The following is an 18,939-nucleotide window of genomic DNA, read 5'->3' as shown; positions in this document are numbered from 1 at the left end:
CGTGGAGAGACCGATGTTAGATGTCAATTTGCAGCAATCTCTGGATCTTAATCGTCTGGGCAATGATCGCACGCTTGGCGATGGCGACAACACATTGTCCTTGACCTTGCCGTCGCAGGACCAGCCAACCCGCAAGGTTTCGCCCTTCGATGAGAGCAAGACCGGCGGGGTACAGCTTTCATCCTACGTTCCCTCGCAAACTAACGGCGCCAGCAGCACCGACCAGAAAATCGCCGATCTTCTGCAACAACTGATCGCGCTTCTTCAAGGCGACAAGCAGACCGGCCAGAACGACAGCACGAACAAGAGCGACGGAACCGACAAGAATGGGTCGGACACCAAGGACAGCCAGGCCACGTCGAAGCAGGAGCTTCTGGCCATGATGCTGGTGCTGCTGATGATGGAAATGGGCGGCAAGAGTGGCACGAGCGGTTCTGGTTCTGGCTCCGGTTCGGGTTCGGGTTCGGGTTCGGACAGCACGACCGGCTCGGGATCAGGCTCCGGCGATAGCGATCTGAGTGCGCTTTCCGACAAGCTGAAGAGTGCTGCGGAAAATTCCGGCATGGACTCCTCCCTCGTCTCCCTTCTGGAGCAAATCCTCTCCATGCTGACCGGCAACAAGAGCAGCGGCAGCGAACAGTCCACCGGCAACGGAAGTGGCAGCGGCAGCAGCGATTCCAGCAACAATTCATCGGTTGGCGATGATATCGACAAGCTCATCGACAAGATTTTCGGCAATAGCAATGGCAGCAGCACGCTCGATCCCGACATCAAGAAGCTGTTGAAGGAACTTTTGACGCTTCTTCAGCAGAAACAGCAGGATAGCGCGTCTTCCACCACAAGCGGCGATGAAACCTCAGGCAGCGAAAACACGAGCTCAAACGATTCATCTTCGACAAGCGGCGACCAGTCGATTTCGTCCATGGTCTCCGATCTGGTGGACAGCAGCGCCGCCACGAAGAACCTCGACAGCGATATGAAATCCCTGCTGAAGGATATTCTGACCGTGCTGTTCGGCGGCAAGCTGGATCAAAGCTCAGGCAACAAAACCGGCGACGGCTCAACCGGCGAAAACAATGACCAGACAAAAGACTCTGGCCAGTCCGATCTGCAATCGCTGCTGACGGAGTTGCTGCAGGCATTGACCTCCAAGCTCAACGGCACGCAGCAGTAAAAAAGACACCAAGCTTAAAAAATATGCCCGGTGAGCCCAGCTCGCCGGGCATATTCTTTGATACAAGTCAGCCGATGTTGACGTATCGTCAGCGGAAAACCGGATTCCACTTTTCCTGGAAATGCTCTAAGCTTTTGTTTTTACGCATTTCCGGACGGAAAACCGGATTCCACTTTTCCTGGAAATGCTCTATTCGGACGACGGTCGTTCTTTTCGGGGCGGGGCGTTTCGCATTTCCGCGCCGATCTGGCGGCGTGCGGATTTGATCTTCGGATCGCCCTGTGTATCCTTCTGCTCACGCCGCGCTTCTGTCTTGGTCATGCGATGCTCCCACCGGAACAGCGCCCGGGACAGGCGAATATCGGCAAAGGCAAACAGCAGCAGAATGAGCGCCCCGATCACCAGCAACGTGCCGATAAAGCGAATACCGGATGTGAGGGCGCAACTTTCCCCGCAGATCGGCGACCAGAACACTGCATTCATGAAATAAAGCGTTGCCCCGCCACCGCCAATGGCGAGCAGAACTAGCTTGAGAAAGCCTTTGACGAACTCGGAGAGACTGGAGAGAGAAAAGATCTTCTTCAAACCCTCGGTCGGATTGAGGCGGTTGAAATCGGGCGCCATGTTCTTCATGGCCACAGGAAAGCCCTGGGCATCGGCAATCGAGATCAGCAGGACCATGCCCCAGGCCAGAAGCAGGCATGGCCAGATCATCTGAAAGGCGGCAGCGCCCGCCTGTGGCAAGGCCATCATCACCGCCTCGGAGGGATCGGTCTGCCGGGCCGCCATCAGCATGAAATCGAAGCTTTCCGACATTTGCCTGAGAAAGGTCGGAAAGGTCCAGAAAATATAGCCTGTCACCACCAGAAGAGAGAGCGCCAGCGGCAGATCCTTGGAGCGCGGCACCTGACCTTCACGCCGCAGCCTGTTCAGCTTCACCTGGCTGGGCGGCAATGATTTTTCTTCGGTATCGTCATTCTTGGCCATGCAACACCGTATCGAAAATCGCCCTTATATCGGCAAATCCCGCCTGCCAAGCCTCTTTCATATAGCTGGCGATGAACACCACATAGACGATCAGAATGAGGAAAACCGCGAGGTTCTTGAAGGTGGCAAGGCTGTCATTGACGGAAAACTGCCGCGCCGAGCGGCTGACAAAGGCAATCGACAGTTCCAGCACACAGGTCAGAATGATGAAGGGCGAGGCCAAAACAGCACCCAGCCGAAACAGGAGAGCAAACAGATCGAGAATGATGGCGAGACCGTCCCCCGGAAAGGCGGGCTGCATGACCAGAAGGGGCCAAAACGTGAATGAACGGTAGAAAATCGCCACAAGATCGACCACGCCGCCGCCCGCCACGAACAGCATGAGGGCCGCAGACAGCAATATCTGCCCCAGCGGCGTCGTTTCCAGCGCATTCACCTGATCGAAGAGATTGGCGGCGTTGGCGCCGCGATAAACATCCGTCATGTCACCCGCGGCTTGCGCCGCCCAGAAAGGAAGCCCGAGACCTGCCCCCACCAGTGCACCGACGCAAAACTCCTTGAGCGAAAGCGCGCCAAGATCGAAATAGCTGGTCTGGCCCTTGGTAAGAACCGAAAAGGCAAAGCTGACGGCTGGCCCCGAAAGACCGATCGCCAGCCCAAAGCGCAGGATGCCCGCGATATTGAAGAGCGAAAAGATCGGAAAAATCGAAAGGATGCCAAGCGCCCGTGCCGCACCGACCATGGCCGCTGCTGGCAGCGCCACATCCGCAGTCACCATCATCGCGCCGGTTTGCCCCATGAGATCCTATTGCACCATGGTGGGAAAATCATTGAGGATATGCGTCGAGTGCTCGATCAGCGGCGTTGCCAGGACCCGCCCGAACGCCAGAAGACAGGCCGAAACGACGACGATCTTGACGATCTGCGAAATGGTCTGCTCCTGAATCTGCGTGGCGGCCTGAAAAATGGCGATGAAGATGCCAAGCGCTGCGGCAATCGCCAGAAGAGGCCCTGCAAAGGCGAAAGTCGCCATCACCGACATGCCGATTTCAGCGGCGACCTGATCTTCCTGCATCACGAACCTCCATCAATTAGCATAGGAGAGAACCAGTCCCTCCAGCAGCCTCCGCCACCCGTCAATCGAAACGAAGAGGAGGAGTTTCAGCGGCGTCGAGACAACCGTGGGCGACATCATCTGCATGCCGAGCGCCACCAAAATGGCGGAGACCGCAAAATCGATCATCAGGAACGGCAGATAGATCAGAAAACCGATCTGGAAGGCGCGGGTCAGTTCCGACACCAGAAAACTCGGCGTCAGCACCATGACATCCTCCGAGCCGACTTCAGACATCGGCGCGCCCGCCCAGATTTTGCCGGAGGCGGCCACAAAGAAATCCCGCACCTCCGGCTGCGAGAATTTCAGCATGAAGGCCTTGAGCGGTGCGGCAATCACCGCCACGGCATCGGCCATTTCGCCCAGGCTTTCAAACCGGCTGGAATTGGCCAGAAGCAAATGCCAACTCTGTTGAAGGACCGGGTTCATGACAAAGGCCGAGAGCACAATAGCGACGGCGAAAACCAGAAGATTGGGCGGCGTCTGCTGTATGCCGATGGCGTTGCGAACAATCAGCAGCACGACGGAAATCTTGGTGAAAGAGGTCGCCACCACGGCAATGACCGGCAAAAAGGAGATTGCCGCCATGGCGGCAAGACCCTGGCTCAGTGGAAAGCTCTGGTCCATCAGCGTTGCAAGGCCGTCACGCGCACGGCGCTGAGGCCGTCGACCATGATCATTTCACCACGGCCAATGACATGGCCATTGGCAACGATGTCCACCGCATCCGTCAGTGGCCGCTCCAGCGGAAAAACATGGCCCTCGCCCAGGCTTTCCAGATCCCGCAACGGCAGTTCCAGCCGCCCGGCCTCGAAAACCAGCCGGATCGGAATATCCGAAAGCCCGGAAATCTGCTTGTCATTCACATCGGTATCGTCAAGGTCGTTGGCCATGAAATGCCTCTTGGATCCAAGAATGGGGGCAAGCAGTCGCTCACCCAGAACGGCCCCTTCGGACCGGATGATGCAATGAGCCGCATAGCGTTCTTCGGTCACAGCAACGGCCATGTCTGGCGACTGAAGGCCGAGCAAGATGCCGTCCCCAGGCTTGAGGGCGCGAATTTGGGACAGCGTCACCTCGGCACTGGCACGCCTGATTGCCACCCAGGCAGGCAGATGCCGAAGCGACCGGCGAGGCAGCAGAGCTGCCCAGCGCAAAAGGCTGGCATGAACCTCTGCATCGGCCTTGAGGGCGGCATGTGCCGTGAGCCCGTTCCAGGAGATGTCAAACCCCCAGTTCGGCATGAAATCCGCTGGCGCCTCGCTGGTGATGGCCAACAGCGCCAAGGGCTGCCCGCACTGATTTTCCGCGGCTTCGAAGACGCCAGCAAAGAGATGCTCCACCACAGCCGCCATTCCCTCCGGCGGCAGGCGCTCCCAGGCCAGCATCGGCTCCAGCCTTTGCACCATCAGCTTCAGTGTTCCGGCTGAAAAACAGAGAGGTTGCAAGCGGCCCGCATAGGAGAGATGCAGGAAAACCGGGTCAGAAATCTTCGCAGCAGCCATGTCCGCAGCCATGGGCCTCAGCGTCAGCGCCAATCGGCCAGTGCCGAAGCTGACGGGTTCGCAACCGCCGAACCCGAGGCCCGGGCGCTTGCGGCTGAAAAGCAGATCTTGCGCAGAGGTTTGAATGGTCATCGCCCAAGCGCCTCCAGATGAGCCACGACAGCCGGCAAATCCTCATGCTGCCGCGCCGATGCATGCAAAAAATCCAGGATCTGCGGGCGTTTCGCCACCGCCTTGTCCACAGCCGCATCCCGGCCCGGCTGATATTCGCCGACGCGGATCAGCAATTCCACCTCCCGGTAAAGGGCCAGCATGGAGCGGATCGCTTCGGCAGCCGCCCTGTGTTGGGGCGTGACCACCGCATTCATGGTGCGGCTGCGGCTCATCAGCACGTCGATTGCCGGAAAGAGACCCGCCTGCGCGATCTTGTCGGATAGAATGATATGCCCATCCAGCAATGAGCGCGTTTCCTCGGCAATCGGATCATCCTGATCTTCGCCTTCCACCAGCACGGTGTAAAAGGCTGTCATCCTGCCCTTTTCACTATTGCCGGAACGTTCAAAAAGCTTGGGAAGTGCCGCAAAGACGGAAGGCGGATAGCCGCGCCGCACCGGCGGTTCACCCGCGGCCAACCCGATTTCCCGCAAGGCACGGGCGACGCGCGTCACGCTATCGACCACCAAAAGCACACGGCGTCCCCTGTCGCGAAAATATTCGCCCACCGAAAGCGCCGTCAGCACGGCCTTGTAGCGCTCAAGCGAGGGCCTGTCCGAGGTGGCAACGACCAGCACGACCTTGGAGGCCGCCCCGTCGGGCATGACAGCGCGGACGAATTCGCCGACCTCACGTCCCCGCTCGCCCACCAGCGCACAGACCACCACATCGGCATTCGAACCGTGCACGATATCGCTGATCAAAGTGGATTTACCGGCGCCCGGCGGGCCGAAAATGCCAAGCCGCTGCCCTTCCCCGCAGGTCAGGAGGCCGTCAATGGCGCGAATGCCGGTGACAAACGGCTGTTCGATTTCCAGCTTCTTCAAGGGCGGCGGAGGGTGACCGTGCAGAGGCTGCATGATCCGCTCTCCTGCTCCGGCAACAGGCCTGGATGGCGCGGCAATCATGCGCCCGTGGGCATCGATCACCGCCCCCAGCAGGAAATCACCCACGGCAATAGCCGGACTTTGCCCCGTGGGGGTTACCTCGGTACGCTGGGATAATCCCCGCGTATCGCCATGGAGCGACAGCACGGCGTGCTCGCCTTCAATCCCCACCACCTCGCCCAGACCGATCAGCCCCTGCCCAGGCTCCCGCAATTCACAAAGCTCACCGATTGCAACACTCGGCATTATCGCCTGCACCAGCGGCCCCGTGACACGCATGACACGGCCACTTTCCCGCACCGGGGCAAGATCGTCGAGCCGCGCCCGCCATCGCTGCAATGTCGCGGCCCCGGAGTTGCGCGCCTCCGCCGCAAAATCCTCGAACGGACGGTCAGGCATGAGACAGCCCTTCCATCACGCGGGAAAGCTGCGCCATCAGCCCGATATGCCGATGACCAGTGCCCGTTTCCAGCGTCATCTCGCCTGATTGGAGCAGCCGATCGACATCCACACGGATATGATCCCCCAGGCCAGCGATGGCGCGTCGAACAGAAGGTTCATCGCTCACCGCAACCCGCAGCACCACCTGCCGCGCCGCGTTGACCTCTGCCAGCGCGCGGTTGATCAGCAATCGGATTCTGGTCTCCGGCGGAATAGATCCCAAAACCAGACCGAGCGCCTGAATAACGACGGCCTCGATATCCTGCTCCAGAGAGCGGAGAGCCTGGGACGCCTGCTGCACCAGTGGCTCTACCGCGCCCAAGGCCTCAGCCAGCCCCCGCTCGTAGCCATCGCGATAGCCAGCGTTGCGGGCGGCCTCGGCCTTCGCTTCACATTCGCTTTCTGCCACAGCCAGCACATGCTCGGCCTTTACCAGCAGGGACTTGGCATCGATAAAAATCCCCATTTCCTCGCCTGGAATGATTTGGGCGGCCATCAGGCGCCTCCGGAATAAGCAAGGTCAGAGACAAGCTCTTCGACAAGTCTCATGCCGCTGCGCAGATCGAGGGAGGCGGAGCCACGCTCGCCCGATAGCCAATGCCGCCGCCACAAGCGCGACAGCCCCTGAAGATCCGCCCATAAATGCAGAAGCGCCCATCCATCCGCCCGGATCGTCTCAAAGCATTTCGCATCCACCGGGTCGATCAGCCCAATGCTCGCACGCTCGGCCACTGGCTGACCAAGCACCAGCGATACTGCCGCCTCCCCCAATTGCGCCTGAAGCTTCGCAAGGGTCTTCCGATCCAGTACCGCACCAAAGGCCGGAAGGTGATAGGCGAGACCGCAGGCGGCAGCGAGCATGGTGATGGTTTCAGGAGGAAAGATAAAAAGCCTGCGCACCGATCCTTGCAGTTGCAGAGGATTGTCCCCGTGCCGCATCACCGTCTCAAGGCCGCGGCGGGCCAGCCGTGTTTGCGGAGCGAACATCCGCTCGGCCAATCCCGATCCCAACAGAGCGGGCCAATCCTTAACCGCAAGCCACTGCACTCGCTCCATCAAGGCCACCTCGCCATGAGCATCCCGGATCGCCTCGGGCACTTGCCGGACGATGGTCCTCATTTTCGCCCCTCCCGCCGTTCCGGCAGAAGCAGCGTCATGATCCCTGCAATTGCCAGACAGAGAGCGGCGATGACCAACACCATTCTGCCCTTCAGCAGTGAAAAGAGTCCGGCCTGCACATGGTCCGGCGCAGAAACAGCCACATTCGCCCCCTCCCCTTGAGCCGCCGCAACCGGAGCCGGAGCCGCCGCGCCATCCGCCCACGGGCTCAAAACCACTGATACGTCATCATACCCCAGGCCACGCACGCTATTGACGAGCATCGCCCGGCTTTTGACATCAATATCGCCGACATCAGCGCCCGGGCGATATTGCAACAGTGCAGCCGCCCTCGCCTTTTCCTTGATCAGCCCGCGGCCATTATCCTCCGGCAGCACCACATGCACCCGTGCCGAGGCCACTCCGTCCAGCGTGGACAGCGTCTCTGCCAGTTGTTGCTCGGTCGCATAAGCAAGCCTTGCCCGCTGTTCGTAAGGGGTCACCAGAAAGCCGTCACCAGGAAAAAGCTGCGGAATATCACTGCGTTTTTCCCGGGGAAGCCCCGCTTCCACCATCAGTTCCAGTGCCCTGCCCCGATCCTTGGCATCGACAACGATAGTAAAACCATTGCTCTCCGGCCGCATCGAGGCGGCAATGCCGGAACGAGTAAGCAGGATTTGCGCATCCAATGCATCCTTCTGGCTCAGCCCTGTTAAGGCATCCTCCGAGCACCCGGACAGACACAAGAGAGCAGCAAGCACGGTGGCCGCTGGCAAAGCGCCCCTGACATTCTGCCTTCTTTCTAAAACACCCACGTTACTGCCCCTGCGTAAGACGTTTGGACGAAGACAACACCGATTGTGTGAGGGACGATAAAAGCGCTGTTCCCGCCGCAAAGCGTTGCGAGGCCTCAAACCGCTCCAGCGTGTCGTTCAACTCCTGCGTTGCCTGCGGCTCGTTTTTTCGGGAGGTCGAAAGAATGACCTTCTCCCCGTTAACCTGCGGCAGCTCAGTCCATTTCTGAAAAAAACTGGAAATACGGCTGAGGAAGCCATCGCCCCCTCCCGCCCCGTGAGGTGGCATCTGGATGGGCAGGTCGATGCTGTCCGCACCGATCCTCAAACCGCGGCTGGCATCGACCGCAAGCTCGGCTGGACTGCCCTGAACCGAATTCAGCGGCACATCATTGCCATTGATGATCTCCGCAAACCGAGCCGTAATCTCGTTTGGCATGCCCGCCTGACCGGCAGTCGCCTGAAGGGCGATCAGACGCCCGGATGGATCTTCAACACTCATCGGCAATCCTACTTCAGACACACAATTGCAAATGCCGGGAAGATGAGCCTTCCAGCCTCTGGGAACACCTTTGCTGCGATGGAAATTGGGGGCTCAGACCCGCCCCTGCGCCACGTGGCGCTACTCGTCCGAAGCCTCGTCTATGGCATCCTTGGCGTAGTTGAAGATGGAATTGTTCAACTGCATCAGGTTCGACATTGCGGAAGGCAGGAAGGAAGCAATTCCTTCTTCCAGAATAGTCTCTTCCGTATTCGGATCGTATTTCTTTGTCGTCGACCCAGATGCAGACTTATCGTCACCACCACCTGAAGGTGTGGATACAAGAGTCGACCCCGAAACGCCAGATACTTGCTCGACAGACATGTTGATCTCTCCGCTTTTCCTGAAGAAAGCTTTATGTAAGAGAGAGAAACAAGTCAATAATTGCCGTTAACAGAACGGTAATCATAAAATTCATAATTAACACTGATAAACCGCCAGCTAATCATGAATTTTATAATTTTTTTATGTACGAATACGTCTGATTTCTAGTGTGAACTCTTCATGACAGTCCTGCGACGCTGTCTTGACCCCTATGATCCGCCCTTTGCGGGACCGGCACACTTTTATAAGCACAAGCGGCATCCAGTGCGTTTACCGGTATCAGCACACCGCAATACTCACGCAGCACATAAAGGTACTGACTTCTGTTGGGGAAAGACCTTCCGAAGGATCGCATCTCGACCAACCTCAGAGTTCAGCCTGTCGCCATCAAGCAAAGCGGGTACTTGAGGTAAATTCCGCAACAAACAGGAAACCATGCGGTAAAAAGGCTTTGCTTTCGGGCATGAAGCGAAAACATCCTTATCGGCTTTTTATAGTCTTCTGGTGATCACTCAATATTGCGATCGTCCGGGACAGCCGTTTCGCGCGATCAGCCGTTGAAAAAACCTCGCTCTAGAGCGCTTTTCGATCTGATTGAATCAGATCGGCGCTCTAGCATTTTATTTTTAAAGCATAATCTTATCGATCCTCGTTTCACTCCGGTCGGATTATGCTCTAAGCTTGTGTAGACAGGTACCCAATGGACGCGCCCAGCATAAAGCAGCTCATGACAGCGGGTGACGATGCGGAAGCATTGGAACAAACGCTTTCAAGCCCTGCTTCGCCCATTACCGTCGATGCTCGCCCCGTCCCCCTGCGGTTTCGTTGGAACTCTTGGAAGCTGGGAGCACACACCATCAGCCGCGCCCACTATGAGGGCATCTTTTCCACGAACAGAAAAGAAAGCACGGACAAATGTGTCATCTTCCTTCCCTTCGCTGGCAGTGCATTGATCGATAGTGAAGGGAAAATCAGCATCTCTTCCCCCGAGAAAGCAACCTTGCAGGAATGCAGGCGCAATACACGCATGTCGCTGAACGGACCGCGAGACCATATTGCATTGATCATCGACAAGGCGGATCTGGCCCGGCATACGGAGCGTTATCTCGAGACGTCGCTAAAGGGCGAATTGCGGCTCCCTGCGGAGTGGGACGTGACTAGCGGCACGGGGCTGATCTTCCGTACGATGGCCCAGACGCTTCATGCGGAATTATCCAGACATCCAGATCTTCTGGCGCAGGACATGTGCCGCGCCAGACTGACCATGACGCTGAACAGCATGCTGACAACGCTCCTGCCCCATAATCTGGCCGAGCAATTTCAACTGCCTGCCCCGATTGCCACGCCGCGCCACGTATCACGTGCGATCGACTTCATGGAAGCGAATCTCCATAAACCAATCAGCCTGGAAGACATTGCCGCTGCAAGTGGCGTTGGCGCCAGAACCCTTCAGCAGAGCTTTCGGCAGTTCAAGGACACGACACCGACTGTCTATCTTCAAAGCCTGCGTCTGGAATGCGTCCGCCGCACCCTTCTGGAGGCGCCGCCGGGAAGCTCTGTGGCAGAGATCGCGGCGCGCTGGGGTTTTAGCCATGCTGGCCGTTTTGCCGTGAATTACCGCCAACGTTTTGGAGAGTCGCCCTCAACAACGCTGAAGCGCTGATCTGCTTCAAACAGATCAGCGTTCTAATTTCCGTGATTTCCGGCAGGTCTCACGGACGGGAAATGGATTGAGCAGGATTTTCCGGCTCCACCTCTCCCGGGTGATAGGCAAACAGATAAACGCCGCCGACGATACACGCCAGGACGAAGAGCGATGTCACGAAAGTCGCCATATGGCGTTTCGGCTTTTGATTGGCTTTGCTCATGATACTCCAAAAGATCACTGCTGGCTTTGCCTGGGGAGGCGGAAAAGCTGGTTCGGCCTGATAGCCCGTCATACCAAGGCTCGAAGATGCTAACGCATCCTCGCCTTGAAAGAATTTCGAATATCTCAAATGCATCAGGGGCTTGAGATATTCGAAAGAGGAATACGAAGAGTCATTTTCAATGACTCTTCGTATTACTTGGCCTGGCGGTCCATCAAGGCGCGAACCTCTTCAAAACGGCGCTTTCTATCTGCATTCTGCTCATCGGCGGAATAACAGGTGCTGGAAATGCAGAACCGTATCAGGCCGAAGGGCGCCGTCGGCTTTTGAAACTGGCAGTCGATAACATCGTCCATATCCGAAGGTTCGACATTGTCCCGCTCGGCATAGCTGATACGGGCGCCTGCTGGCTTCAGTTCCGGAAAGCTCTGCGAAATACCGGTTTTCACCTGAGGCTTCATCAGAAAATTCTGTAATACGCTCAGGCAGGCCTGTTCCAGCGGCGGAGACTGCGCGAAGGCTGGAGTTGAAACGAGAAGGAAAACAGGAAGAATATATTTCAAGAGGATACTCCTTGGAGTATGGCGAAAGGTGCTGCGGCTTGCAGGACAAAAGAACAGACAGCCAACAACATCCTGATGACCGGAGCGATCAAAAGATTTGTTTCCATGCCTGATCCGAACTCTTCTTTTTCGTCCCGCCGGATCACCCCCTAGAATTCCCAAACAGAATATTTTGTTCCATCGAATGTGAGGCTTTTGTTCACGGGCATTTGATCGGCAAAAATTAATCAGTCACCTCTGGTTCATACGCAAAACAGGACGATATGCTCATCAGAAAGGAAAAGGTGAGAAAATGACCAGATTGATCGCAATCGCCCTCTCCGCAGCCACTTTTTTGGGCAGCATCATTCCTGCGGGCGCAACACAGTCCATCTCCACGGCCAGTTCGGTGCAGGTGCAAACCCAAGGCGTGCAGGTGGCAGAAAACTCCTGGGCCGATGACCGCAGAACCCGGCCGCGGATCTATCGTCATCATGATTATCGCGGCAGTTACTACCGGGATCGCGATCATCGGGACCGATACTATCGCGACCGCTACTATCGCCGTCACCACCACGGCAATGCTGGCGCCATTATTGGCGGCTTCGCGGCTGGCGCCATTATCGGCGGAGCGCTGGCATCCCAGCCGCGCTATGCCCCCCGGTATACGGGCGGCAACGCCCATGTCAGCTGGTGTGCAAACAGGTATCGGTCATACCGGGCCTATGATAACACCTTCCAGCCCTATAACGGGCCGCGCCAGCAGTGTATTTCGCCTTATCGGTAAAGCCGCATAGTGGTTTGATTGTGACATTTGCACGCAGTGCAGCACTCTCGAGAGCAAATGTCACAATCATGAAAACCACTAGCAACCTTATGATTCTAGTGGAATTTTCGAATTTGACATTTGACCCTCGAGATCTCCGCAAGTGGGTATCAAATGTCAAATTCATTCCACTAGCACCGATGAAACTGGAATCGCGCCTTCGAGCGGTGAAGGTGCGGCTCCGCTTGCTATCTTACCGAATTTTTTAAAATGCCGTGCTATAAGTCTGGCCATTAGATCTGTCTGGCCAGGAGCAGCACACGGCTTATGCTCAAATTCCTGCGATTATTGAAGCTCCGTGCGGCATACGCTCCCGCTTTGATTGTCTTTGCATGCCTGTTTCTGTCACTGCCAGTCTCCAGCCATGGAGCAGGCAGCGACGAAGTTCGCCTGCTGCTCCATAAGGATGATCCACCGGATACCATCAGCAAGGCCGTCCAGGCCGCAGCGTCTGCGGGTCAGCGCGTGACTGTCGAATTTGACGATAGGACTGCGGAAAAACCTCCGGCACCGCCCACCGTGAAATCGGAGCCGCCGCAATCCGCGATGCCGGACAATGCCCTGTCAGAACTTGCACAGGAAGGGGCTGCCGCATTCCATCGCGGCGCAAAGATTGCGTTGACCGGGCTTCAGGGTCTTCCGCAGGCTTTTGGCAACAGTTGGAGAATGCTGCAAAACGAAGAGAGGGGGGTAGCCCATCTTGGCACGGCAGCGCCGAGCGCGATTGTCAGTGGCCTTGCAGGCGCGGTTCTTTTCCTCCTGGTGTTTCATAAGGCGCTCGCCTTCATGATGCGGCCTTCGGCAACACCGCCTAAAGCGCTGTTCGCAATTCTGCGGCTTGCCGGCGACCTCGTCGCAATCGGTATCTTTTACTCCATTGCCCGTACTGGCGTGCTCATGGCGATGGATTCCAGCAGTTTCGCCCGCACCGTTGCGATAGGTTTCACCCGCCTTATTCTGGTTGGCACCATTTATACTGCCTTTGGCAGGTTGCTTTTCGCTCCGATCGGCACGAGCGGACCGCTGCTCGAAGTTTCAAACCCCCGTTGGCACTTTTATATGATGACCGGCTTCGGGTTCCTGGCCGGTTTCAGCAATACATCCCTCAGCCTCGCCGATGCACGCGGTCTGGACCCTATGGCAACCGATGGCTGGGTCTTTCTGAGTTCAACAATCCTGACCGTTTATAAACTTTTCTGGTTCATCTCCAGCCGCCGCGATATCGCCAAGGCCTTCGCCGGAAAAGACGCCGGATCGGTTCGCACGGCCATCGCCGGGTTTATTGCGGATTTCTACAGTGCCTCGGCAATCCTGATATGGCTGCTGGGCTTCATGGTGGTCGGCACGGATCAGAATGCCATCTGGAACCGTGCCGCCGGTCTCAGCCAATTGCTCATCATCATCACACCCATTATCGACCGGGCATTCTTCACCCTGTTCCGGTATCTGGCCCGGAAAAAAGCGATGGATACGCAACCGGGTCTTGTCTCCACCATTTTCTGGACCCTGCCGATCCCGCTCAGCGGCGCCGTCTGGCTGATCGGCCTGGAGGGCACCATTTTGCTATGGCAGCCGCTCATCAACGAATCCGGCATGGATCCTGCTCCCTGGCTTGGCCATATCCAGAAATTCGCGGTAGCAATGACGTTAAGCTGGACTGTTTGCAGCTTCCTCTGGAAATATTTCGAGACCATCGCGCCTTCGAATGCAGTCCAGCTTCCAGGGCAGGATGACGGTCATACCAAAACCACCAGCCGCTTTTCCACCATGCTGCCGCTGCTTCGAAACCTGATCCTCGGCATTGTGGCAGCGGTTGCGGTTCTCGCGATCCTGCAAAGCGCGGGCGTCGATATCGCTCCGCTGCTCGCCGGTTTCGGAGTGCTGGGTCTGGCCCTGTCCTTCGGTTCGCAAACTCTGGTGAAAGACGTGGTTTCCGGCATCTTCTTCCTTGCAGAAGACGCCTTCCGCATCGGCGAGTATATCGATACCGGCAAGCTGAAAGGGACGGTGGAGCAGATTTCGCTGCGCTCCATTCGCCTTCGCCACCACAATGGGCCCGTGCATACCATTCCGTTCGGGCAGATTTCCGCAGTCACGAATTTCAGCCGTGACTGGGGCACCGTGAAATTCGAACTGCGCTTCGATCGGGAAGCCGATCTCGAACTCATCCGCAAGACGGCGAAGAAGGTGGGCCTTGCAATGCTGGAAGAGCCGGAATTCGGCCACGAATTCCTCATTCCGCTGAAAATGCAAGGCATTCAGGAGGTCAACGAGACCTCCATGGTGGTGCGGTTCAAGTTCACCTCCAGGCCGGGCAATCCCAGCCTGATCAAGCGTGAGGGCATCAAAAGGCTGTTGAATGCCTTCAAGGCTGCCGGCCTCAACCTCGCCTCCAATGCGGTGGTGGTACGCAGTGGCACCGGCACCAGCGTGGAAGGTGCTGCTGCAAGCCTTGCAACCCCGGTACAGGCCGCTAACGTGCCTTAATAAGAAGAGTTATTGAAAATGACTCTTCTTATTCCGTTTTCGAATATCTCAAGCCCCTGATGCATTTGAGATATTCGAAATCCATTGCAGGCGAGGATGCATATGCATCTTCGATGCCTTGCTATAAGTGGCAATTCAAAATCACCCGTCCGTGACTCAACTTTTGTTAAGTTGACGCATAAATTCATCTTATTTAAGACCCGGACACCTTGGCATGTTCCCGAAACCGGCAGGCCAAGCGGTTCACACACATGTCCCGCCTCATGCAGGCAGGGGACAGGCACTATTAGGAGAAGCCCTTGAAACGCCCCGGATCTGGTCAGCTGCGCGCCGCGATTTTTGTCTCGGCTCTCGTCGCATCCCTCACGCCCGCAGCCCTCCAGGCCGCCGATGGCGCAGAGCTTGTGGTTTACAACGCGCAGCATGAAAGCCTTGGCCGCGAGTGGATCGATGCCTTCACCAAGGAGACCGGCATCAAGGTCACCATGCGCCAGGGCAGCGACATGCAGTTCGCCAACCAGTTGATACAAGAGGGCGAAGCATCGCCGGCGGATGTGTTCCTCACCGAAAACTCCCCGGCCATGGCGCTGGTGGATACCGCCGGTCTGTTCGCGCCTCTGGACAAGGAGACACTTGCGCAGGTTCCAGCCGAATTCCAACCGGAAAATGGCCGCTGGATTGGTATTGCCGCCCGTTCTACCGTGTTTGCCTATGACAAGCGCAAACTGAGCGAGGACAAGCTGCCGAAATCGCTGCTTGATCTTGCCGATCCTGCCTGGAAAGGCCGCTGGGGCGCCTCGCCCTCCGGTGCCGACTTCCAGGCCATCGTCAGCGCCCTGCTGGAGCTGAAGGGTGAGGAAGAAACCGCCAAATGGCTGAAGGCGCTGAAGGAAAACGCCACCTTTTACAAGGGCAATAGCGTTGCCATGAAAGCGGTCAATGCCGGTGAAGTGGAAGGCGCCGTCATCTACCACTATTACTGGTTCGGCGATCAGGCCAAGACCGGCGAAAACAGCGCCAATGTCGGCCTGCATTATTTCCGTAACGGCGATCCGGGCGCTTTCGTCAGCATCTCCGGCGGCGGCATCATCAAGTCCACCCAGCATATGAAGGAAGCGCAGGCGTTCCTGAAGTTCATCACCGGCAAGGCGGGCCAGGAGATTCTGAAGAACGGCACGTCCTATGAATATGCCGTTGGCAAGGATGCCGAATCCAATGCCAAACTGGTGCCGCTCAAGGATCTCGGTGCTCCGAAGGTCGAACCTTCGAAGCTGAACAGCAAGAAGGTTACCGAGATGATGACCGCAGCAGGTATTCTCTAAGCCAATTGCTTCTGCAATAGAGGTGTACGGCCTGGGCAAAACTATTGTCTTTTGCTCAAGAAAGGCATAATCGCCTGTCGTCAACGGCACGCGCCCACCGGGCGCGTGACCCCGTATTGGCCTGAAAGAGGCGGAACGAACAGAGTGCTGCAAGACAACAGGTGGACGCAGACTGCGGCAGCCGGAAGCGCGAGGATCCCCTCTCCGCGCATCGCCCTGCTGTTGCCCGCCAACTGGCCATTGCTGCTTACCGCCTCCCTGGTCGCGCTTTTCAGCCTGCTGCCGCTGGGCTTTATCCTCTGGATTACGGTGGATGTTGGCTGGGAAACGGTAAAGGCACTGGTTTTTCGCCAGCGCGTTGCGGATCTTCTGCTCAACACTGCCCTCCTCGAAATCACCACCCTGCCCATCGGCATTGTTCTATGCGTGACACTGGCCTGGCTGATCGAGCGCACCCGGCTGCCGGGTGCAGCACTCTGGTCATGGTTGATGGTCACACCACTCGCTGTTCCGGCTTTCGTCCACAGCTATGCCTGGATCGGGCTTGTTCCCGGCATGCAGGGGCTGTGGAGCGCGGTTCTGGTTTCCGTTCTGGCCTATTTTCCGTTTCTCTACCTGCCGATTGCCGCGACGCTGCGCCGGCTCGATCCGGCGATGGAAGATGCCGCCGCAGCGCTTGGCCTTGGGCCCTGGCGGGTGTTTTTTCGCGTCGTCCTCCCACAATTGCGGCTGTCCATTCTGGGCGGAGTCATGCTCGTTGCGCTGCACCTCCTCTCGGAATACGGCCTTTTCGTAATGATCCGTTTCGACACCTTTGCCACGGCAATCGTCGATGTCTTCCAGTCCGCTTACAATAGCCCGGCAGCGAATATGCTGAGCGGCGTGCTGGTGCTGTGCTGCGCCGCCGTATTGGGTCTGGACCTTATGCTGCGCGGCAATGAGCGCTACGCCCGTGTCGGCACCGGCTCGATCCGCCCGGCGGAGCGCAAGCGCCTCGGTCCCTGGGTGATCCCCGCTCTGCTCCTGCCCGCGCTTGTGACACTGCTGGCGCTGGGTGTACCCCTTTACACGCTGGGTCGCTGGCTTTGGCTGGGCGGGTTTGCGATCTGGGCCAGCCCGGAGGTCGCAAGCAGCTTTATCCAGTCCATTCTGCTGGCGCTCGCAGGCGGGATTATCGCGACGCTGGTGGCTGCGCCCATGGCCTGGATCTCGGTGCGCGCGCCGGGGCGCTTTCAAAAGGTGCTGGAAACCTGCCATTACTATGTCGGCTCGCTGCCGGGTGTCGTTGTGGCGCTGGCGCTCGTTACCATTACGGTGCGCGTCGCCCTGCCGCTTTATCAAACCTTCTCCACGCTGATTGCCGCCTATATCCTGCTGTTTTTGCCGCGCGCCATCGTTGGCTTGCGCGCCAGTATTGCCCAGGCGCCTGTGGAATTGGAGCGTGCCGCCATGAGCCTTGGCCGTTCGCCCGGAAAGGCGGTGTGGGCGACGACCATGCGGCTCGCAGCACCCGGCGCGGGCGCCAGCATTGCGCTCGTTTCCATGGGCATTACCAATGAACTCACCGCCACATTGATGCTCGCGCCCAACGGCGTCGAAACGCTCGCCACCCGCTTCTGGTCACTGACCAGCGAGATCGACTACGTGACCGCCGCCCCCTATGCGCTGATGATGGTGGTCTTGTCGCTGCCGCTGACACTCATCGTACAATCCCAATCCAGACGCACTGCCGGACAATGACAGAACTGAAGATCGAAGCCGTTTCGAAACATTACGGTCCTGTGCGGGCGCTGGAGGATATCAACCTCACGGTGGCCTCTGCCAGCCGCACGGCCATCGTCGGTCCGTCCGGATCTGGAAAAACGACGCTTCTGCGCATTCTGGCCGGGTTCGAGACTGCGGATCAGGGCCGCGTGATGCTGGGCGAGACCGGCATGGTCGCCCCGGGCTTTTCCTGCCCAGCGCATCTGCGCGGCATTGGCATTGTCGCCCAGGATGGGGCGCTGTTTCCGCATTTGAGCATTGCCGAGAATATCGGCTTCGGCATCGAACGCCGCGACCCGCGCCGTCAGCAACGCATCGAAGAGCTGGCGGCCATGGTGGAGCTTGATCCCGCCATGCTGAAACGCCGCCCGCACCAGCTCTCCGGCGGCCAGCAACAGCGCGTGGCGCTGGCAAGGGCACTTGCCCGCGAGCCCCGGCTGATGCTGCTGGACGAGCCCTTTTCCGCCCTCGATACCGGCCTTCGGGAAACCATGCGCAAGGCGGTTTCAGCGGTGCTGGCCAAGGCGGGCATCACCACCATCCTGGTCACCCATGATCAGGCCGAAGCCCTGTCCTTTGCCGATCAACTGGCGGTGCTGCGTGAGGGCAGGCTGGTGCAGGCCGGGCCGCCACGCACCCTCTATGAACAGCCCTGCGATGCCGATACCGCCATCCTGCTGGGGGAAGCCGTGATGCTGAACGCCTCGCTTCAGGGCGGCTTTGCCGATTGCGCCCTTGGCCGTCTCACGCTGCACAGCGCGAGACAAGGCGCTGGCCGTGTGATGCTGCGGCCTGAGCAGATCAGGATCGCCTCCTCCACAGAGACGTCATCCTGCACGGCCCGCGTTCTTGATGTGGAATTTGCCGGGGCGACCGGCAGCGTGACAGTGGCATTGAACAGCGACGAGGCGATCCCGCCGCTGCACCTGCGCCTCTCACGGCTTGACCTGCCCAATCCCGGCGATGTCATGCATCTTGCCGTCGAGGGCAAGGTTCACGCTTTGGCATAAGGCAGGATCAGGAACTCACAGGAGAACGCAAAAAACCCGGCG

At 58.1% G+C, this 18,939-nt stretch carries 20 protein-coding genes; 7 read left to right on the top strand and 13 right to left on the bottom strand.

The window, feature by feature from the left end; genetic code table 11:
* The first annotated feature begins 13 nt into the window (after positions 1 to 13).
* A complete protein-coding gene (locus QO005_RS13585; protein ID WP_307158589.1) occupies positions 14 to 1,174 on the top strand; it encodes a hypothetical protein in 1,161 nt (386 codons plus the stop codon).
* 189 nt (positions 1,175 to 1,363) lie between these two features.
* Here the strand turns inward: QO005_RS13585 and QO005_RS13580 are convergent, their stop codons facing one another.
* The 11 genes from QO005_RS13580 to QO005_RS13530 form a co-directional block, all read right to left on the bottom strand.
* A complete protein-coding gene (locus tag QO005_RS13580) occupies positions 1,364 to 2,161 on the bottom strand; it encodes an EscU/YscU/HrcU family type III secretion system export apparatus switch protein (protein WP_307158588.1) in 798 nt (265 codons plus the stop codon).
* Complete coding sequence (locus QO005_RS13575; protein WP_307158587.1) at positions 2,148 to 2,960, bottom strand: EscT/YscT/HrcT family type III secretion system export apparatus protein; 813 nt, start codon at positions 2,958 to 2,960, stop codon at positions 2,148 to 2,150. Before QO005_RS13575 ends, QO005_RS13580 begins: the two co-directional genes overlap by 14 nt.
* Positions 2,961 to 2,966: 6 nt before the next feature.
* Entirely contained in the window at positions 2,967 to 3,236 is a 270-nt protein-coding gene (locus QO005_RS13570) for a flagellar biosynthetic protein FliQ (RefSeq protein ID WP_307158586.1), read from the bottom strand.
* A gap of 12 nt (positions 3,237 to 3,248) precedes the next feature.
* Positions 3,249 to 3,902 carry a type III secretion system export apparatus subunit SctR gene (gene sctR / locus QO005_RS13565; protein WP_307158585.1) on the bottom strand — a complete coding sequence of 218 codons (654 nt, stop codon included), beginning with the start codon at positions 3,900 to 3,902 and terminating at the stop codon, positions 3,249 to 3,251.
* Positions 3,902 to 4,912 (bottom strand): type III secretion system cytoplasmic ring protein SctQ, encoded by a 1,011-nt coding sequence (sctQ, locus tag QO005_RS13560; protein WP_307158584.1) that lies wholly within the window; start codon positions 4,910 to 4,912, stop codon positions 3,902 to 3,904. Before sctQ ends, sctR begins: the two co-directional genes overlap by 1 nt.
* The gene (locus tag QO005_RS13555) at positions 4,909 to 6,279 is read right to left on the bottom strand and encodes a FliI/YscN family ATPase (protein ID WP_307158583.1); all 1,371 of its coding nucleotides are present in this window, start codon (positions 6,277 to 6,279) and stop codon (positions 4,909 to 4,911) included. The genes sctQ and QO005_RS13555 overlap by 4 nt, the downstream gene beginning before the upstream one ends.
* The gene (sctL, locus tag QO005_RS13550) at positions 6,272 to 6,817 is read right to left on the bottom strand and encodes a type III secretion system stator protein SctL (protein ID WP_307158582.1); all 546 of its coding nucleotides are present in this window, start codon (positions 6,815 to 6,817) and stop codon (positions 6,272 to 6,274) included. The genes QO005_RS13555 and sctL overlap by 8 nt, the downstream gene beginning before the upstream one ends.
* Positions 6,817 to 7,440 carry a hypothetical protein gene (locus QO005_RS13545; protein WP_307158581.1) on the bottom strand — a complete coding sequence of 208 codons (624 nt, stop codon included), beginning with the start codon at positions 7,438 to 7,440 and terminating at the stop codon, positions 6,817 to 6,819. Before QO005_RS13545 ends, sctL begins: the two co-directional genes overlap by 1 nt.
* Positions 7,437 to 8,180 (bottom strand): type III secretion system inner membrane ring lipoprotein SctJ, encoded by a 744-nt coding sequence (gene sctJ / locus QO005_RS13540; RefSeq protein ID WP_307158688.1) that lies wholly within the window; start codon positions 8,178 to 8,180, stop codon positions 7,437 to 7,439. The genes QO005_RS13545 and sctJ overlap by 4 nt, the downstream gene beginning before the upstream one ends.
* 55 nt (positions 8,181 to 8,235) lie before the next feature.
* Positions 8,236 to 8,715 (bottom strand): hypothetical protein, encoded by a 480-nt coding sequence (locus QO005_RS13535; protein ID WP_307158580.1) that lies wholly within the window; start codon positions 8,713 to 8,715, stop codon positions 8,236 to 8,238.
* A 120-nt stretch (positions 8,716 to 8,835) separates the two neighbouring features.
* The gene (locus QO005_RS13530) at positions 8,836 to 9,078 is read right to left on the bottom strand and encodes a hypothetical protein (protein ID WP_307158579.1); all 243 of its coding nucleotides are present in this window, start codon (positions 9,076 to 9,078) and stop codon (positions 8,836 to 8,838) included.
* Positions 9,079 to 9,778: 700 nt separating this feature from the next.
* Here QO005_RS13530 and QO005_RS13525 point away from each other — a divergent pair.
* Positions 9,779 to 10,741, top strand: coding sequence for an AraC family transcriptional regulator (locus QO005_RS13525; RefSeq protein ID WP_307158578.1), 963 nt, complete (start codon positions 9,779 to 9,781; stop codon positions 10,739 to 10,741).
* A gap of 49 nt (positions 10,742 to 10,790) precedes the next feature.
* On the opposite strand, the gene QO005_RS13520 is transcribed toward QO005_RS13525, so the two are convergent.
* Positions 10,791 to 10,946: a hypothetical protein gene (locus tag QO005_RS13520; protein ID WP_307158577.1), complete on the bottom strand. Its 156-nt coding sequence runs from the start codon at positions 10,944 to 10,946 to the stop codon at positions 10,791 to 10,793.
* 194 nt (positions 10,947 to 11,140) lie between these two features.
* Positions 11,141 to 11,509, bottom strand: coding sequence for a hypothetical protein (locus QO005_RS13515; RefSeq protein WP_307158576.1), 369 nt, complete (start codon positions 11,507 to 11,509; stop codon positions 11,141 to 11,143).
* 292 nt (positions 11,510 to 11,801) lie between these two features.
* Between QO005_RS13515 and QO005_RS13510 the strand changes: the two genes are divergently transcribed.
* The 5 genes from QO005_RS13510 to QO005_RS13490 all read left to right on the top strand — a co-directional run bounded on the left by QO005_RS13510 (position 11,802) and on the right by QO005_RS13490 (position 18,897).
* Positions 11,802 to 12,275, top strand: coding sequence for a BA14K family protein (locus tag QO005_RS13510; protein ID WP_307158575.1), 474 nt, complete (start codon positions 11,802 to 11,804; stop codon positions 12,273 to 12,275).
* Between the two features lie 504 nt (positions 12,276 to 12,779).
* On the top strand, positions 12,780 to 14,801 hold the full coding sequence (locus QO005_RS13505) for a mechanosensitive ion channel family protein (RefSeq protein WP_307158574.1): 2,022 nt from the start codon (positions 12,780 to 12,782) through the stop codon (positions 14,799 to 14,801).
* A gap of 299 nt (positions 14,802 to 15,100) precedes the next feature.
* Positions 15,101 to 16,123, top strand: coding sequence for an iron ABC transporter substrate-binding protein (locus tag QO005_RS13500; protein ID WP_307158573.1), 1,023 nt, complete (start codon positions 15,101 to 15,103; stop codon positions 16,121 to 16,123).
* Positions 16,124 to 16,318: 195 nt separating this feature from the next.
* Positions 16,319 to 17,863, top strand: a complete 1,545-nt coding sequence (locus tag QO005_RS13495; protein WP_307158687.1) for an ABC transporter permease — start codon at positions 16,319 to 16,321, stop codon at positions 17,861 to 17,863.
* The gene (locus QO005_RS13490; protein WP_307158572.1) at positions 17,860 to 18,897 is read left to right on the top strand and encodes an ABC transporter ATP-binding protein; all 1,038 of its coding nucleotides are present in this window, start codon (positions 17,860 to 17,862) and stop codon (positions 18,895 to 18,897) included. Before QO005_RS13495 ends, QO005_RS13490 begins: the two co-directional genes overlap by 4 nt.
* Positions 18,898 to 18,939 lie beyond the last annotated feature (42 nt).

The organism is Allorhizobium paknamense (assembly GCF_030815125.1).
GTDB classification, from domain to species: Bacteria; Pseudomonadota; Alphaproteobacteria; order Rhizobiales; family Rhizobiaceae; genus Allorhizobium; species Allorhizobium paknamense.
The sequence above is the reverse complement of the archived record's forward strand: the minus strand, read 5'-3'. Positions and strand labels throughout refer to the sequence as shown.

What these genes read in the sequence shown, in the direction of transcription:
- sctQ (WP_307158584.1), bottom strand. Translation starts at nt 4,912, where the DNA reads ATGACCATTCAAACCTCTGCGCAAGATCTGCTTTTCAGCCGCAAGCGC.
- QO005_RS13555 (WP_307158583.1), bottom strand. Translation starts at nt 6,279, where the DNA reads ATGCCTGACCGTCCGTTCGAGGATTTTGCGGCGGAGGCGCGCAACTCC.
- sctL (WP_307158582.1), bottom strand. Translation starts at nt 6,817, where the DNA reads ATGGCCGCCCAAATCATTCCAGGCGAGGAAATGGGGATTTTTATCGAT.
- sctR (WP_307158585.1), bottom strand. Translation starts at nt 3,902, where the DNA reads ATGGACCAGAGCTTTCCACTGAGCCAGGGTCTTGCCGCCATGGCGGCA.
- QO005_RS13585 (WP_307158589.1), top strand. Translation starts at nt 14, where the DNA reads ATGTTAGATGTCAATTTGCAGCAATCTCTGGATCTTAATCGTCTGGGC.
- QO005_RS13535 (WP_307158580.1), bottom strand. Translation starts at nt 8,715, where the DNA reads ATGAGTGTTGAAGATCCATCCGGGCGTCTGATCGCCCTTCAGGCGACT.
- QO005_RS13580 (WP_307158588.1), bottom strand. Translation starts at nt 2,161, where the DNA reads ATGGCCAAGAATGACGATACCGAAGAAAAATCATTGCCGCCCAGCCAG.
- QO005_RS13510 (WP_307158575.1), top strand. Translation starts at nt 11,802, where the DNA reads ATGACCAGATTGATCGCAATCGCCCTCTCCGCAGCCACTTTTTTGGGC.
- QO005_RS13525 (WP_307158578.1), top strand. Translation starts at nt 9,779, where the DNA reads ATGGACGCGCCCAGCATAAAGCAGCTCATGACAGCGGGTGACGATGCG.
- QO005_RS13575 (WP_307158587.1), bottom strand. Translation starts at nt 2,960, where the DNA reads ATGGGGCAAACCGGCGCGATGATGGTGACTGCGGATGTGGCGCTGCCA.
- QO005_RS13490 (WP_307158572.1), top strand. Translation starts at nt 17,860, where the DNA reads ATGACAGAACTGAAGATCGAAGCCGTTTCGAAACATTACGGTCCTGTG.
- QO005_RS13530 (WP_307158579.1), bottom strand. Translation starts at nt 9,078, where the DNA reads ATGTCTGTCGAGCAAGTATCTGGCGTTTCGGGGTCGACTCTTGTATCC.
- QO005_RS13545 (WP_307158581.1), bottom strand. Translation starts at nt 7,440, where the DNA reads ATGAGGACCATCGTCCGGCAAGTGCCCGAGGCGATCCGGGATGCTCAT.
- QO005_RS13520 (WP_307158577.1), bottom strand. Translation starts at nt 10,946, where the DNA reads ATGAGCAAAGCCAATCAAAAGCCGAAACGCCATATGGCGACTTTCGTG.
- QO005_RS13570 (WP_307158586.1), bottom strand. Translation starts at nt 3,236, where the DNA reads ATGCAGGAAGATCAGGTCGCCGCTGAAATCGGCATGTCGGTGATGGCG.